Genomic DNA, 15,500 nt, shown 5'->3' with positions numbered 1-15,500 from the left:
GCAGTTCGCACTTCACTCGGAGGTCTTCGTCTTGTCACCTCACCACGCCGTCACCAACGTCCGTGGTCAGTACAGCTAGCACGTCTCTGCGGAATCGCGTGAGCCAGTTCTACCGGACACGCCTCGCCGCGAGGTCGCCGCACGCCGGAGGGTGGCCCCTCAAGTGCATCAAGGACTTGAGTACCGCCTGGGTGCACTTCGGTGAGTGCGCCAACGTGAAGGTCGCTGAGCGCAAGATGTTGGAATCTTTCATGTCAGCGTTGGGGCCTGTTGCGAGGGAACGCACGATCGATCCTGAACTTCCCTTGCCTTACGCGAATCTCGAGATCAAGGACTCCTCGAATCGCCGCCGAATCAAGCGACATGGAATCAGCGGTGCTAAAGCTACCCGCTGAAATGCAAGATACGAGACGCAAGCTGGCACCAATAGACCAGTGCCCAAACCCGTTCGGCCGGTTCAGTACGGATCCAGCGCCGATGCACATCCCGAGTCGGATCTTGGGCAGACAAAATCAGTTCGTCTCAGTCTCTTGCAGCTCACGAATGATTCTGCGACCGAATTCATTTACTCCGGTGATGCTGTAGTTCTCAGCTCGGGGGATGCTGTACAGGCCGCTGGATACAGGCTGTGAACCCACCAATACAAGTCCGGTTCTTACCAGAACCGCCTTCACCGCCGGTGGCTCGTTGCTAAGTGCGGTCTGCAGGGTTTCGTCGTTATTGCCGGGATCTTTTCGGTTCTCGTCATCGGCGGCTATGAGTCTGACAAGTGCGCGAACGTGCGGACCCTCAAGCTCGCGCAAGGCGGCCACGATGAACTGAGCGTCATCCATCTTCGTGTCGTCCGTTAGGGCATTCGCCACCACGCGCGCAAGATAGATGCGCTTACCGCTGTCTGCCGCCGACATCGCGGCTTGGATGCCATCCCAGAGCAGATTCTGGAGCCCCGGATCTGCCCGGACCTGTTCCAACAGTCGGTGTGCATCCACGAGATCGGCAACACCATCGACGAACTCTTCCGCACGACCTTGACGAGAATCGATCAGCCCCTGAACCACGGCGCCGGTTCCCGCGCCAACACCCGGCACACCAGCCTGCCAGCCGAGCACCTCCGCGCCGGAAGCAACCGCAGCTCGCACGACTATCTGTTTCCACGAAGGCACTTCTTCGTCGACCATGCGCCGATGCTATGCCGACGCTCGCGGCTGGAGCTGGCCTCGGCAGCGAATGCAGTCAGGCATGCGACCTGCAACCTCCCCGATCCAGTCGGCGCTAGCGGGTTGAATAGAGCGAGCGTAAGACGGCTCCCGACGGCGATAACGGCACGATCGGGGTTGGATCGAAGGAGTCAGCCATTGCCCGAAAGCCGGCACCGATACCTCTACGAACGCCTTGGCGATCACGATTTTCAGCAGCTCGTCAGCGCTCTGTTGGCAATACAGTTCCCCGACTACTGCCCGATGGCGCTGAGGCAGACCGACGGCGGTGTCGACGGTCTCCGCAACATCGATCCGGAGACATTACTGATCTATCAGGTCAAGTGGTCGGTCAGCGGCACGGAGAAGAACCCCGTCAGCTGGCTGGACGCGGTCGTGAAGAAGGAGCTAAACAACCTGCGCCAGCTAGCGAAGGACGGCATACGCAACTACGTCCTGGTGACCAATGTGGCAAGTACGGCCAAGCCAAAAACCGGCACGTTCTCCCAGCTAAACCGAAAGCTAAAGGAGCACGCCAAGAACGTCGGTTTTGACCAAATGACATGCATCTGGCGTGAGGCGCTTAATCCGTGGGTCGACAACGCTCCGGACTCGACAAAGTGGGCCTACGCCGACATGCTCGCAGGCTGGGATCTCATCCGATACTTGGTCGCTGAGCAGGTCGGCACCGCCAAGAACCAGGCAGACCGCAAGCTGATCCGCAAAATCGCCGCGGCGCAATGGGACGACGACCAGCGTGTCAAGTTCAGCCAGGCTGACGTCGACCGCGAAATGGTGGTGGACCTCTTCGTCGACGTCACCGCCGATCAGGTGCATTCCCCGACCGAAACCCGGATGCGATCAAGCGCGCCGACCCCACTCGGCGGAGCGGCCGCTCACCTGCTGCACTCACCAATACCGTTCACATTGGTGCGAGGCGCCCCCGGTCAAGGAAAATCCACTCTCAGCCAGTACATCTGCCAAGTGCACCGCAGCGCGTTCATCCCGGAATCGGAGCGGCCAGAATCGCTTCCAGAGCTGAAGAACCCTCGATTCCCGATCAGGCTGGACCTCAGCGACTACGCGCTCTGGCTCGCCGGCAACGACGTGTGGGACCACTCCGACGATCGCAGGCCGGCGACGAAGAAGCCACGCAAGGGTGAGCAGGCGGCCATCGAATGCTTCCTCGCCGACCTGTTGACCCATGACAGCGGCGGTATCACCACCACCGCGACAACCGTGCAGGACATATTCGAGCGAGTACCCAGCCTCGTCGTACTTGACGGTCTCGACGAAGTCGGCAGCGCCAGCATCCGGCGCAGGGTGGTCAACGAGATCGACGCGTTCGCCAGCCGGGCGAAGACTTACAGTGAGCCGCTGAAGGTAGTCGTCACCACGCGCCCCAGCGCCGGTGAGCTTGCGGAACCGTCGCCACACATGTTCGGGATCGTCACCTTAAACCAACTCACTGGTGACCAGCGGGCTGATTACCTACGCAAATGGTGCGCCGTCCGAGGGATCAAGAGCAAAGACGGTCGCGCGCTGCGCAGGAGCTTCCAAGAGAAGAGCCGCGAGCCCTACATTCATGAGCTCGCCGGTAACCCAATGCAGCTCACAATCCTGTTGGACCTTCTCCACCAGCAGGGGGCTGCCACCCCCACACAGCGGACCGACCTATACGACAAGTACGTTGACCTGCTCTTGGCCCGCGAAGCCAACAAGCACCCGAAGGCCGTCCGCGACCACAAGGAAGAGCTCCTCGAGATCATCCCGTTCCTCGGCTGGTACTTGCACGCACACACCGAAGAATCGCAGATCAACGGGCGCATGAGCATCGGCGATTTGAAAGCGGCGATGCGCCACTTCCAGCACACCTACGGCAACCGCGAGTCGATTGTCGATCAACTCTTCGAGGGCGCGAGCGACCGTTTGTGGGCTCTGACGAGCAAGGTGGATGGCACCTACGAGTTCGAGGTGTTGTCGCTGCGGGAGTACTTTGCTGCGCGGTTCCTCTACCGCACTTCAGGCGAGGACAACGCTGATTTCGACAGCACAACGGTGCTTCGGGAACTTCTGAGACGCCCGTACTGGCTCAACACCGCAAGGTTCTACGGAGGAAACGCTAAGGGCAGCGACGTTTACTCGTTGACCGCCGGGATCGAGCAGGAACTGGGGAAAACCTCAAATGCCCCGTCGTACCTCGCCGCGTGGGCGCTGCTCACCGATGGCGTCTTCCTGCGTCGTCCGCGTGAAGCTCGAAAGGTGCTGACCGCGCTTTGTTCGGACACCGGAAGCGCGATCTTGCTATCCGCGCTCGACCGCCGGGACATCGTTGCACTCCCTGAACTTCCCGACCTACCCGCCGACGACGGTGTCGACCCGACCTGGGCACGGCTGACGGCCCTAATCAGCAGGAATCCGAGCGATGTCGAGAACCCACAGCGTGTGCGAGTCCTGCGGGAACTGCTTAACCAATGCAGCGACTTTACGGCGTGGTGGTACCAGCAGCTCACTGCAGCGATTGGCACGACCCAGCAGAACGCGTGGCTCGCTGTCGGTGCCTGCTGTGAAGCTGGAGCCGGCATCACCTCGAAATTCGAGAACTTGGATCTGTCCAACGGCGCCGCCGAACTCTTCCTCAGTACCGGGCTAACCCCGGAGCGTGGAAGTTCGTTGGAGGCAGCTCTGCTCACCGCGGTGCTGGATGGGCAATGTCCCTGCGTCACGTCGACGCGCTCGATGCCTGCGCAGGTCGCGGTCGCCCTGGCGCCCGGAGAGTTCCTGACCAGCTCCACGACAGGCTTCATCTCCGGCGACGAGAGGGCGAAACGTCGCAGATCTGAGGCGATCAACCAGCTCAGAAGGGCCCGCTCACCGTGGGAGCAAGTCGGAAGGAAACGCACGTTTAGGTCCGGTTATAAGGCGAGCACATTTCCGTGGGCAGACACCGCCAAAGCGGTGTACGAGCAAGCCGGTCGTTGTTGGATCGCTACGGAGATCGCCATCATCGGCGCGGCCTCTCCGTTCGGACTCGCGTACAGGAAGTGCGCTGACGCTACGGCCTTTGGAACGATGAGCCACCCGACCGAGCTCCTTGCTCAGACCACCACGCACTCACGCAATCCCGGCTGGTGGCGGGAACAGCTGGAGGTCATCGACGACGGCGACCTAGGCCAAGCGGAATGGGCACTGGCCCTATGGTCCGTCGCATCAGGAGCCGTCGTCTCCGAACTCCTGCCGGAATTAACGCTCGTTCTCGGACAGCTCTCGGCGGGGCGACGACGTACGGTCCTCCGCGCGGCTGAACAGATCGCTCGCTTCGGCTGGCTGACAAACCGCCCCGTCACCGGCGACACGACCGACGCCGAATTGGCCGAACTCAATCGGCTCCGAGTGGCAGCACCACCGGCGGAGCGGCCAGGCAAGACCGAGGCTCTTGATCACACGACGATGCCTTCGCTCCTCAGCGTTGCCCGCGCCGAACGGTGGCTGAAGGTCGACAACGCGGCCGCCTACCGCTGAGGGTCCCCGCCCGCGCAACGACAGATACCGGCCGCGTACCGATCAGCACGCCCTTCACACTTGCGAGAGCGTTGCGATCCGCAATTGAACGTCACAGATGCTCCGTTTGATGCGAATGTTGCCCACCCCTCCTTTGGGCGTTTGCCAACACTAGCGCGTCAACCAGTACATTTCGGCCAACGGGTCACACGCTAGCCTGTTTGTGACGTAAGCAGCAGAACGCGTGCGCGCGACGAAAGGCGAGCTCCATGTCAGTCACAACGAAGATCCGCCGTCGACCTGCGCCGGCGATTGCTGTCGTTGGGTTCGGAGCCGCGGAGGCGTTCGCCATCAACAAGGTCACTTCGACGCCGGCCTGGTGGTGGTGGTTACTCCTCGTCGTCGCTCTCATTGGCGCAATCGGTTGTGCGGTGTTGGTGCAGCGCGCGCCTGAAAACGACGCTGGCCGCGATGACCCTAGCAACAAGGTGGAGGGCCCGGTGTCAGGCGGTAGCGCGATAACGCAGCAGTCAGCCGGTGACAAAGGACAGAATATTTCAGCCGACAACGGATCCTTCGCTGCAAACCGCGTGGACAAAATCGGCGACATCACGCTTGGAGGGCAGCGACCCACGGGCGACGATCCCAAGAACCGCTGACGTTTGTGACCTCCCCATCGGAAGGATCAGAAGCGCAGCAGCAAGGAGTGGCGGCCAACGACCACTCCGTCGCGATCGGCCAAGTGGGATCTCTCGGCACTCTGAATGTCGAAGCACGCACGGTGCATATGAATTTCCATGTGCCGGCCCCCAGCTCCTCCATTGCAGAGGCAGTTGGGCCGAGCCCCCTTGACACTGCAGATGCCGTATCACTCGGGCCTCTCGCCAGCACTGAAGCCCAGGGCCTGCTCGACAGAGCGAATCAGCTCGCTGCCGACGACCCACGTGCGGCGCTCGAGCTTTTCCGCGAGGTTCAAAGACGTTTAGTGGCTGCTGGTTTCCCGATTCACGCTGCAGAATTCGACCATCGGGTCGCGGCCCTGTGCGTCAGTACCGGGGAGGAAGACACCGCCGTCCGGCTGATGCTGCAATCGCTATGGGAAGCCGACATCTCTGGAAGCTCAATGCGCGCCGATCGGGTGCTCGGGGCGTTAAGGAATCTGGCGGGTTTTCCCGATTTCCCGAAAGGCTCAGAAGAACCCCTAACTGCGCGCCTGGGTGCTGCGGTCGAGATCGCCGAATTCGTCTCAGATCACCTGCAAACTCCTGTGCCGTTACCAATCGAAATCCCCTCCGAGGCAATATCACTGGTCGATGCGGAAGACCGTGCACGGACCGTCTTGTTCGCAGCAGAGAGCGCGCTAGGCGACGACAACCTGGCCTGGATCGTGAATAACCGCCAAGTGATCACGACGGCCGCGGACGAGATCGCGCATACCCTCCCGGAAATCGCGCTTCGTTTGAGACTGGCATCTGCGGATGCGACGGGAGAATGGGGCGACCTGCTCCACGCGTCAAGTTCTGGAATAGCGAGAAACCTCAAGGCATTGGTGCTCGCGCGACATGCGCGCCACAAGCTACTGCAGGCCGTGCCAATTGAAGCCGACCGGGACTGGCGCGCAGCAGTCAATGAGGCATGTCTGTCGGAGCGCTACACGGACGCTGCCGACTGGCTCTTGAGTCAGCGGTTCGTTGCGAACCGCTTCGGTGTGTTGGCCGACGACAAGTGGCACCCTCTCGCTCAGGCGCTGCTGAACATGCCATCCAAAGCCCGTATCGTGGCTGGGGCTGAGAGCGTTCGCGAACTTGGGCTAGCAGCTTTGCATTTCAATAGCCCGCGTATCGCCGCCATCAATCTAAGACGGCATCTACTTGAGGGAATACGGTCAGCGTCCTTCTTTGACGAAAGAGACGCTCGCGGGCTACTCGGAGCTCATTACCTCGCGTGCGGTGAGTTGCCCCTCGCTGCCTTCTACACCATCGGCGCCGGCAACTATAAGGAATCTCGGGACGTTGCCAAAGCTTTTGGCGACACCTACCACGATGTTACTGAGCTCATCAAGAGTCCACTATCGTGGGTGTGCGCATCCGCACTCGAATTCACAACTCAGCAAGCCGATCTCATCCCTGACAACGATCTCAATTCCGTCGTAGCGCAGGCGCTATCGACAATTGATGACGTCGCTTCGGGTGCACGGCTCGACTCTCCCGTCTTCAGTCCTCAGATGCGCCGATCTGCCTACGGCCTTCTGGCCGCCGTGTCTGAACGTCTTACCGCCTGTGACGCGGAAACCGTCCTCAAGCTGCTATCTGGGTTTGTCGAGTGCGAGAAGCACCACTACCGTCCCACTGACGAAAGCCACGTTCTCATCGCGGCCGGCATAGCTCAGACACACACCGGCGAGCTCCGTGGCGCCGCCGTTGAGCAACTAATCGGTCTCTACGGGAGGGCCTCTCACGCGTTTGGCGATTCGGCTCGCAGAGCGTTAGCGGCCAACTTCGACCAAGTCCGCGATCGACTCCATGAGATGGCGGAAGGTACCCACCTCGACGCTGCAGCTTTCCTCGCGTGGCAAGACCCCGCCGACACGACGACCGATGCTGCGCAAGCTGCTGCACAACGATTGTGTCAACCTGCGAAGAGCGGTCCAAATGGTTTTGGCGTCGGAACTGGGGCAGTCAACGACTCGCTGCTTGCCGCGTCCCTTTCTGAGCCAGAACGCATCAGCTGCATCGAGATGCTTTTTAAGAAGGCAGAGTCCTCGTGGGAACCGGCCACGAATCGCGACGATTACCTCCGCGCCGCCAGCAATCTCGTTAACGGAATTCCCGAGGATACCCGCCGCACATACTTCACGAAGGCGCTGTCGTTCGCTTCGGACATGCCTCATTCGAAGGCCGACGCTTTTCAAGCGTCCATGAGCAGTCCTTTGAGCGCAATGAGGGTCAATGACGGCAGTGACTGCAGACCGGCGGCGGTGTATCTAGCAGGCAGGCTCGCAGACACAGTCGAGGAGAAACAGCGGGTACGAGATGCAGCTCTCCGTCTCGTTGGTGTCGGAACGGACGAAGACTACAGAGTCACGAAAACCTTGCAGCTCGTCCAGTCTCAGCTTGACGGAAGTGTCGGCCTGCTTGCTCAGGGAAGTTGGACCCTGAAAAGTCTCGCGGCCATGTTGTGGGTCGAATCGACAACGTTGCCGGACGAGGTTGGTATTGCATTGAGCCGCGACCCCGATGTCCGAGTCAGAAAAGCTCTCGCCCGGGCCCTGAGTTCGTCACCGAACCGTGCCGACTCCATCGCGCGAATCACTCTTGCCCAAGACCCGCGGTGGTCAGTTCGCACACTGTCGAATAACCGCAGCACCGACAGATGAACAACGGCAGTAGCTCGCAAGGCGCTGAAATACGTGTCAATCAGCGTCATCGTATTACCCTCGGCAGCAACCGCCTACGGCGACCTCGAAGAGACACACAACAATTACCGGCGTCCACAGATACGACAGCAAGAATGCTGAAATTGAATACGCGAGGCAGACGGCACTCAGCGAAAATCCTACGGCCGGCGCAGCATTCCGATGCCGCCGAGCAGGTCGCCACCACCATCGTTGCAGCCGTTAGAACCACGCGGGGCGACCGCCGTGCTCAACGGAGCATCGCGCCGCTTGATCTCTTCACTGTTGCGTTCGCTCGCATAATCGAACGCGTCCCGCCCAACGTCCGCCGCCTGCCCGAACGCGGCGAATCTGCTCACAGGGTGTCGCACCCGACGTTCGATAACGTCAGCGCTGCAATTTTTACTCGGCTCGTTCGTAACTGCTTTTTCTCTGTGCCAGCTGACGGAGGACATGCTCAGGATCACGAACTTCTACCCCTCATACCGCAGTAGTTACCGCAGTGCTTTCGTTTAGACTCAGCTCCGGCCAACGCAGCCAACACCGTATCCGCAGCTAGAGGCATATCTCCCGACGGATTCCAGAACTGGCAAACACAACAAACGCCCAGTTCAGAGGATTTTAAGTCCGCTGCCTCTGCCAATTGGGCTATGGGGGCCACGCCGCCGCTGATACTACGGCGGCCCCCATTGGGACAGATAAGCGCTTACGCGCGCCGACTAGCTGGTCGGCGGTTCGTAATGCGCGTCGGGATTCTCGCGGTGCCAATCCTGTTGCTTGAGTTGCACTTTGTGATGTGCGCGCGCCAGCCAGGCCAGGCCGCCACCAATCAACAGCACCGCCAGGACTACACCGATGACACCGGTGGTCGTGCTCCCGTTCGCGAATGAGAACAACCCGACCACGAGGGAAAGGACGCCGAGGCCTACGGCAATCAAGCCGGGCGCGTTCACGCCCGCCTTCATGGTCTCGCCGGCGTGCTGGCGCGTCGTACGGGCATGGTCGACGGGATCGCGTGATGTATCAGGCATGGGACTCCTCCTCGCCGTTCGGTGTTTTCACTCGTAGGGCTGGTATTGCGATTGCTTCAACACGCGTGCCAGGTGCACGGCGTTGCGTGCCGCCGCCGCCGTCGTCGAAGCGACCTGCTCGGGCACGTCGTCCAAATCCTTGTAATCGCCCGTCTCCATCGCCGGGCCATTCCAGTACGTGCAGCCTTGCGCGGGGAGGCTGAAGCCGACGTCATTCAGCCCCTGGAACAGGTCCGCCACCACCTTGTGCGCGCCGTCCTCGTTTCCCACTACCGCTACGAGGGCCACCTTGCCGACCATCACGGGGCGGCCTTCGTCGTCGGTGGTCGACAGTTCAGCGTCCAACCGTTCGAGAACACGCTGCGTCACCGAGGCCGGATGCCCCAGCCACACCGGCGAACTCATCACCAGAATGTCTGCGGCCAGGACCTTTTCGCGAATCTGCGGCCACTGGTCGCCTGAGCCCATGTCGGCCTCGACGCCCGGGGCGATGTTGAAGTCCACGCAACGCACCGCCTCACATTCAGCGCCCTGCGCCCGCAGATTGTCGAACACATGCTCGAGCATCAGCGCGCTGCTCGACTCCGCGGGACTCGGCTTGAGGCTGCAGACCAGTCCTAGCGCACGAACGGATTGCGGCGTTTCTGGCATGTGGTCGAAGTACCCGAGGCATGCGCCACCAAACGGTCAGCGGCGTCACGTCACACCTTGGACAGACCGGTACCTGTTTGAAAGAGCACGGTGAGGGCATGCCCTCGCCATGACAGATCCGCAGGAAGAAAAGGCCGAAGCCGACGTCGAGCCCGACTCCAAGGTGGCGGGATCACGCGCCTCTGAGGGTGACGACGACCCAGCCGACGGACCCTACGTGGGCCGGTCGAGCTCGGACGACGACTTCGATGCCGGCGAGTCCGGCGCCGAGGCCCGCAGCAGCGACTGACTTAATGGGATCACGGTGTAGTTGGTCAACATGACATTGACCAACTACACCGAAATTCCGGCTAAACCCGACCGTCAGTGATTGCGAAGCTTGTCGATCAGCTTGCCCTTGGTCAGATGCGAGTAGCCCGAAAGACCCAGCTGTTTCGCCTTCTGCTTCAGATCGTCAACAGTCCAATCGTCGTACGACCCGGACTGGCCGCCCTTGCGCCCGACGGACGACTTACCGCGCGCCGCAGCGGCGTTGGAGATGCGCGCCGCTTTCTCTTTCGAGTTTCCGTCGCGGCGAAGATCTTCGTACATCTTCTCGTTCTTGATCGATGCGTTTGGCATTGAACTTGAACCTCCTACCCCGTTGGATCTCCATTGAGTTCCCGGGGTGCCAGCTACCAAACCCTTAGGTACGGGCCACTCTGCGAATGAGTGTGCGGGTCGCCTTCTCCAGAATGGCCTGCGACTCGTTCGGGTCGGACGCCTTCTCGGCACGCTTGACCGCCGAGGAAATGGTCATTCCCTTGGCATATCCGTCGACCAGCCGCGGGTCGACATACGAAGCGCGGGCGACGGCAGGGGTGTTGCCGAGCTCCGCGGAGACCTCCTTCATCACCGCCGAGGTCTCCTTTTTAATCCTGGTTTCCGAAGTCGGTTCCTTCGCGCTCGCAAACGCGGCGGCCGCCAGCACGGTGCCATGCCAGGTACGCAGATCCTTGACGGTGAACTCCTCACCCACGAGCTCCTTGAACCGCGCGTTGAGGTCATCGGCCCGCACGTCGATCCAGGAGCCGTTCGACCCGCCGCGGCACACCAGTAGGCGGTCGGACCCGCCTTCGCGCCGCATCAACGATTTCACCGCGCGCACTACTTCAGGGTCTTCGATCTCGATGCTGCGCTGCACACCGCTCTTGGCGGGATACTCGAAGGCCACCGCCCCCTTACGCAACGTCACGTGCTCACAGAGCAGCGTCGCCAGCCCGTAGTGCTCGAACTCCTCGGCGGACTGTTCGCCGCCCGCCCGGAAGTACCCACGGTCGAGCAACTGCAGCGCGAGCGCCAGTACCCGCTCGCGTTCCAGCCCGCGCCGGGCGAGATCCTTGGCGACCTGGGCGCGCCATTCCGGCAGCCGGGTCGACAGTTCGAGCACGCGATCGAACTTCTCCTCGGCCCGCTCCTGCTGCCATTTCTCGTGATACAGGTACTGGCGTCGTCCCGCGACGTCGGTACCGACCGCCTGAATGTGCCCGCTCGGTGTCGGGCTGATCCACACGTTCTTCCACGCCGGCGGAATGACGAGTTCCTTGATGCGTTGCGCGGTGTCTTCGTCGGCCAGGAGTTCGCCGTCGGGGCCGTAATACGCGAACCCCTTGCCGCGACGCTTACGGACGATGCCTGCCGAGTTCAGCTTGCTGCGTGTGAGCCGCACGATGGGGAACCTCTCGGGACCGTGACCGTTACCCCGCCGGGGTACCCAATCCGCGTGTCCCCCACACCATTACGCCTGCTCAGGGCTGCAAGATGACCTTCACGGCACCGTCCTGCTTCTTTTGGAAGATGTCGTAGGCGTGTGGCGCCTGGTCCAGCGGAAGCACGTGCGTGGCAAAAGTGTCCACGCCCAAGGGGTCTGAATCGGTGAGCAGCGGCATGATGTCGTCGACCCACTTCTTCACATTGGCCTGGCCCATCCGCAGCTGAATCTGCTTGTCGAACAGCGTCAGCATCGGCATCGGATCGGCCATGCCGCCGTAGACACCGATCAACGACAGCGTGCCGCCGCGCCGCACACAGTCGATGGCCGAGTACAGCGCGTCGAGCCTGTCGACCCCGGCCTTCTCCATCATGGGCTTGGCGAGGGCGTCAGGCAGCATCGCCGCCGCGGCCTGAGCCACCTTGGCCACCGGTGAGCCGTGCGCCTCCATGCCGACCGCGTCGATCACCGCGTCACTGCCACGGCCCTGGGTGAGACGGCGCACCTCGTCGCCGACGGACCCGTCGACGTTGCCGGCGTCGATGGTCTGGATCCCGCGCGCGATGGCCCGATCCAACCGCTCCGGGACCATGTCGACCGCGAACACCTGATAGCCCAGATGCTGGGCGATCCTGGCAGCCATGTCGCCGATGGGGCCGAGTCCGAGGACGGTGACCGTGCCACCGTCGGGAATGTCTGCATACGCGACGGCCTGCCATGCCGTCGGCAACACGTCGGAAAGGTATACAAAGCGCGAATCCGGCGGCCCCTCAGGGACTTTGATGTGCGTGAACTGCGCCTGCGGTACGCGCAGATACTCGGCCTGCCCGCCGGGCACCGAACCGTACAGCTCCGAATAGCCGAACAGGGCCGCGCCCATCCCCTGGTCGCGAACCTGCGTCGTTTCGCACTGGGTGAAGAGCTTCTGGTCGCACATGAAGCAGTGCCCGCACGAGATCTGGAACGGGATGACCACCCGGTCACCCACCGCCAGGTTCGTCACTGCGGTACCGACCTCCCGAACGATGCCCATGGGCTCGTGTCCGAGCACGTCGCCTTCCTTCATGAACGCGCCGAGCACTTCGTAGAGGTGCAGGTCCGACCCGCAGATGTTGGTGGACGTGACCTCGATGATCGCGTCGGTGGGCTCTTTGATCTCGGGGTCTGGGACGGTGTCGACGCGCACATCTCGGCGGCCGTGCCAAGTCACTGCCTTCATGGGCCCGTCACTACCCGGTGACAACCTCGCCAAACGTCAGCCACGGCACCACCCGTTTGACGTCCACGTCGAATGGCAATGCTCGTCGGCGCAAGGAGGTGCTGATGACAGACCAACCGGGCACTGCCGACAACGGCGGTGCGGCGTTCGAGAACATGGTGTCCTTGCTCGACTATCCGATGTTCGTCGTCACGACGGCGTCGGAGGGCCACCGCGCCGGTTGCCTGGTCGGTTTCACCTCGCAGACAAGCATCAACCCCCCGAAGTTCCTCGTCGGGTTGTCGCGCAAGAACCACACATTCACCGTCGCCCAGGAGGCCGACCACCTCGCCGTCCACCTGCTGCCCCGGGAAGAGCTTGCCGTCGCGAAGCTGTTCGGCGGCACGAGCGGTGATTCGACCGACAAGTTCGCCCAATGCGGCTGGAGCCCAGGGCCGGAAGGCATGCCGATCCTCGATGCCGCTGCAGCATGGTTCGTCGGTCGGGTGTCGAAGCGCTTCGAACTGGGTGACCATGTCGGACACCTCCTCGAGCCGGTCGACGGCAACGCCCCGGAGGATCTGGGCGAGCTGATCACGTTCTCCGACGTGCGTGACATCGACCCCGGCCACGACGCATGACCGACGTGGTCACGTTGCCGGCCGGCACTGCCGTCGAGGACCACGGCTATCGGCCTGCGCCACAGGGATTGCGCGCTAACATGATCTTCAGCGCCGACGGCGCCGCCGCGTTCGCCGGCCGGGCCGGACCGCTGTCCTGCCCGGCCGATTTCCAACTGCTGCTCGCGTTGCGCGCCTATGCGGACGTCGTCCTCGTCGGCGCAGGCACCGCGCGGGCCGAGAACTACGGCCCGGTGCGGCTGCGGCCCGAACACCGCGAGCAGCGGCGTGAATTGGGGCTGGGCGATGAACCGCCGCCCATCGCCGTCGTCTCCCAGTCGGGCCGACTACCGGACAGCATCTTCGGCTCCGCGACCACACCGCTTCTCGTCACCAGTGCGCGGGGCGCGCGTGAAAGTCACGAAACACGCTGCGAGGTGCTGACGGCCGGTGACGACACCGTCGACCTCGGTGCCGCCGTCACCCAACTCCGCAAGCACGGCATGACGCGGATCCTATGCGAAGGCGGACCGACCCTTCTGGACGAACTCGTCGCCGCCGATCTGGTCGACGAACTCTGCGTGACCATGGCCCCGCGCCTGGCCGGATCCCAGCCGATCGGCTCGGGATCACCCGCGGGCCTCACATCCCCGATCTCGTTGACGCTCGGCCATGCACTCGTCGCGTCCGACGGCTACCTGTTCCTCAAATACGTGAAAGCCTCACCCGGGTAACGTTTCCCCGCCGATAGGCGCGAGCACCTCGCCGCTGTAATACGACGACATCCGCGACGACGCGAAGAAGACGTAGGACGGTGCGATCTCGTCCGGTTGAGCGGCCCGACCCATCGGCACCTGCTCACCGAACGATTCCGTCTTCTCCCTGTCCATGGTCGCAGGAATCAGGGGAGTCCACACCGGCCCGGGCGCAACACAATTGACCCGAATGTTGCGCTCGGCCAGGGACTGCGCGAGCGAGTACGTCAACGCGATGACCGCACCCTTGGTGGCCGAATAGTCGATGAGGGTCTTGTTGCCCCGCAGACCGTTGATCGACGCGGTGTTGATGATCGCCGACCCGTCGGGCAGGTGCTGCAGCGCGGCCTTGGTGACGTGGAAGAAGCTGTCGATGTTGACCGCGAAGGTGCGTCGCCACTGCTCGTCGGAGATCTCCGAGAGGTCCGAGGCGGGGTTCTGGAAAGCCACGTTGTTGACCACGATATCCAGCCCGCCGAGCTCGTTGACCGCGCCGGAGACGACGTCGCGGCAATGCTGCGGATCGGCGAGGTCGCCGGGCAACTCGACACCCCGCCGGCCCGCCTTCTGGATCAGCGACACCGTGTGCGCGGCGTCGTCCTTCTCGTCGAGATACGCGATGGCCACGTCCGCGCCCTCCTTGGCGAAGGCCACGGCGACTGCCCTTCCGATACCTGAATCACCGCCTGTGACAAGAGCTTTCCTACCGGCGAGCAGTCCGCTGCCCACGTAGTCGGCCATCTCGTCGCGGGGACGCTCTCCCATGTCGCCCGTCTCGCCGGGGTAGGGAATCACGGCGTCCGGTGTCACGTCGTCAGTCATGGCGCCCGCGTACCCGCGGGCAGAGCCGCGAAACTACGGCGCGGGCGGCTGCTCGCCCCCCGAGCGCATCGAGAACGGCCATGCCAGCCAGAACGTCGCGAACACCACCAGCGCGCAGCCACCGGCGATCAACGCCGGATAGAGCCCGACGACGGCATCGAAGATGATCACCGTCATACCCGTCACCGCGATCGCCAGCAGGAGCAGACCCGCGTAGGCGCACCGGTGCGCCGCTCGGACCAGTGCGGCGAGACGGTGTCGCCGGAACAGAATCCGGTGCATCGCGACGGGCGCGATGAGCAGCGCGGTGGACGCGACCGCCGCACACACTGTGGCCAGGTAGACGGCCTGCATGTGGTTGTCGAGGATGTCGAAGCGCTGCTGGAACGGCAGGGTCAGCAAGAAACCCGTCAGCAACTGGACCCCGGTCTGCACCACGCGCAGTTCCTGCAACAGGCTGGCCCAGTTGCGGTCCAGCCGTTCGGTCTGGGTCTCCCCGCGCTGGGCCCGGTCCCAGTTCTCGTCGTCGTAGGGCCGACCCCCTGTCTGCGGATGCTCGGCGCCCATCACCTGATCCTCTCA

At 62.7% G+C, this 15,500-nt stretch carries 15 protein-coding genes; 6 read left to right on the top strand and 9 right to left on the bottom strand.

Going from position 1 to position 15,500, the window contains the following annotated elements:
* Window positions 1-512: 512 nt before the first annotated feature.
* A complete protein-coding gene (locus ACAG24_RS06495; RefSeq protein WP_024449596.1) occupies window positions 513-1,178 on the bottom strand; it encodes a hypothetical protein in 666 nt (221 codons plus the stop codon).
* Between the two features lie 177 nt (window positions 1,179-1,355).
* Here ACAG24_RS06495 and ACAG24_RS06490 point away from each other — a divergent pair, with 177 nt between their 5' ends.
* The 3 genes from ACAG24_RS06490 to ACAG24_RS06480 all read left to right on the top strand — a co-directional run bounded on the left by ACAG24_RS06490 (window position 1,356) and on the right by ACAG24_RS06480 (window position 8,073).
* Window positions 1,356-4,718 (top strand): NACHT domain-containing protein, encoded by a 3,363-nt coding sequence (locus ACAG24_RS06490; RefSeq protein WP_024449595.1) that lies wholly within the window; start codon window positions 1,356-1,358, stop codon window positions 4,716-4,718.
* A 248-nt stretch (window positions 4,719-4,966) separates the two neighbouring features.
* Window positions 4,967-5,356 carry a hypothetical protein gene (locus ACAG24_RS06485; RefSeq protein WP_024449594.1) on the top strand — a complete coding sequence of 130 codons (390 nt, stop codon included), beginning with the start codon at window positions 4,967-4,969 and terminating at the stop codon, window positions 5,354-5,356.
* 47 nt (window positions 5,357-5,403) lie between these two features.
* Entirely contained in the window at window positions 5,404-8,073 is a 2,670-nt protein-coding gene (locus ACAG24_RS06480) for a hypothetical protein (protein ID WP_024449593.1), read from the top strand.
* 179 nt (window positions 8,074-8,252) lie between these two features.
* Here the strand turns inward: ACAG24_RS06480 and ACAG24_RS06475 are convergent, their stop codons facing one another.
* From ACAG24_RS06475 to ACAG24_RS06465, 3 genes are all read right to left on the bottom strand, one after another.
* Window positions 8,253-8,558 carry a hypothetical protein gene (locus tag ACAG24_RS06475; RefSeq protein WP_133057304.1) on the bottom strand — a complete coding sequence of 102 codons (306 nt, stop codon included), beginning with the start codon at window positions 8,556-8,558 and terminating at the stop codon, window positions 8,253-8,255.
* Window positions 8,559-8,810: 252 nt separating this feature from the next.
* Window positions 8,811-9,122 carry a hypothetical protein gene (locus tag ACAG24_RS06470; protein ID WP_370475424.1) on the bottom strand — a complete coding sequence of 104 codons (312 nt, stop codon included), beginning with the start codon at window positions 9,120-9,122 and terminating at the stop codon, window positions 8,811-8,813.
* Between the two features lie 27 nt (window positions 9,123-9,149).
* Window positions 9,150-9,773, bottom strand: coding sequence for a flavodoxin family protein (locus tag ACAG24_RS06465; RefSeq protein WP_370475425.1), 624 nt, complete (start codon window positions 9,771-9,773; stop codon window positions 9,150-9,152).
* 109 nt (window positions 9,774-9,882) lie between these two features.
* Between ACAG24_RS06465 and ACAG24_RS06460 the strand changes: the two genes are divergently transcribed.
* Window positions 9,883-10,062, top strand: a complete 180-nt coding sequence (locus tag ACAG24_RS06460; RefSeq protein ID WP_370475426.1) for a hypothetical protein — start codon at window positions 9,883-9,885, stop codon at window positions 10,060-10,062.
* Window positions 10,063-10,136: 74 nt separating this feature from the next.
* On the opposite strand, the gene ACAG24_RS06455 is transcribed toward ACAG24_RS06460, so the two are convergent.
* From ACAG24_RS06455 to ACAG24_RS06445, 3 genes are all read right to left on the bottom strand, one after another.
* The gene (locus ACAG24_RS06455) at window positions 10,137-10,394 is read right to left on the bottom strand and encodes a DUF7218 family protein (protein WP_370475428.1); all 258 of its coding nucleotides are present in this window, start codon (window positions 10,392-10,394) and stop codon (window positions 10,137-10,139) included.
* Window positions 10,395-10,458: 64 nt separating this feature from the next.
* A complete protein-coding gene (locus ACAG24_RS06450; protein WP_370475429.1) occupies window positions 10,459-11,481 on the bottom strand; it encodes a DNA topoisomerase IB in 1,023 nt (340 codons plus the stop codon).
* A 79-nt stretch (window positions 11,482-11,560) separates the two neighbouring features.
* Window positions 11,561-12,742, bottom strand: a complete 1,182-nt coding sequence (locus ACAG24_RS06445; RefSeq protein WP_370475430.1) for a zinc-dependent alcohol dehydrogenase — start codon at window positions 12,740-12,742, stop codon at window positions 11,561-11,563.
* Between the two features lie 104 nt (window positions 12,743-12,846).
* Between ACAG24_RS06445 and ACAG24_RS06440 the strand changes: the two genes are divergently transcribed.
* Both ACAG24_RS06440 and ACAG24_RS06435 read left to right on the top strand, forming a co-directional pair.
* On the top strand, window positions 12,847-13,362 hold the full coding sequence (locus ACAG24_RS06440) for a flavin reductase family protein (RefSeq protein WP_370475431.1): 516 nt from the start codon (window positions 12,847-12,849) through the stop codon (window positions 13,360-13,362).
* The gene (locus ACAG24_RS06435) at window positions 13,359-14,075 is read left to right on the top strand and encodes a pyrimidine reductase family protein (protein WP_370475432.1); all 717 of its coding nucleotides are present in this window, start codon (window positions 13,359-13,361) and stop codon (window positions 14,073-14,075) included. The genes ACAG24_RS06440 and ACAG24_RS06435 overlap by 4 nt, the downstream gene beginning before the upstream one ends.
* On the opposite strand, the gene ACAG24_RS06430 is transcribed toward ACAG24_RS06435, so the two are convergent.
* Together ACAG24_RS06430 and ACAG24_RS06425 are read right to left on the bottom strand one after the other, a co-directional pair.
* Window positions 14,064-14,918 carry an SDR family oxidoreductase gene (locus ACAG24_RS06430; RefSeq protein WP_370475434.1) on the bottom strand — a complete coding sequence of 285 codons (855 nt, stop codon included), beginning with the start codon at window positions 14,916-14,918 and terminating at the stop codon, window positions 14,064-14,066. The genes ACAG24_RS06435 and ACAG24_RS06430 overlap by 12 nt on opposite strands.
* Window positions 14,919-14,951: 33 nt before the next feature.
* A complete protein-coding gene (locus ACAG24_RS06425) occupies window positions 14,952-15,485 on the bottom strand; it encodes a DUF6328 family protein (protein ID WP_370475435.1) in 534 nt (177 codons plus the stop codon).
* Window positions 15,486-15,500: the final 15 nt, after the last annotated feature.

This window comes from Mycobacterium bulgaricum (assembly GCF_041287165.2).
In the GTDB taxonomy this organism is placed as follows: Bacteria; Actinomycetota; Actinomycetes; order Mycobacteriales; family Mycobacteriaceae; genus Mycobacterium; species Mycobacterium bulgaricum.
The sequence above is the reverse complement of the archived record's forward strand: the minus strand, read 5'-3'. Positions and strand labels throughout refer to the sequence as shown.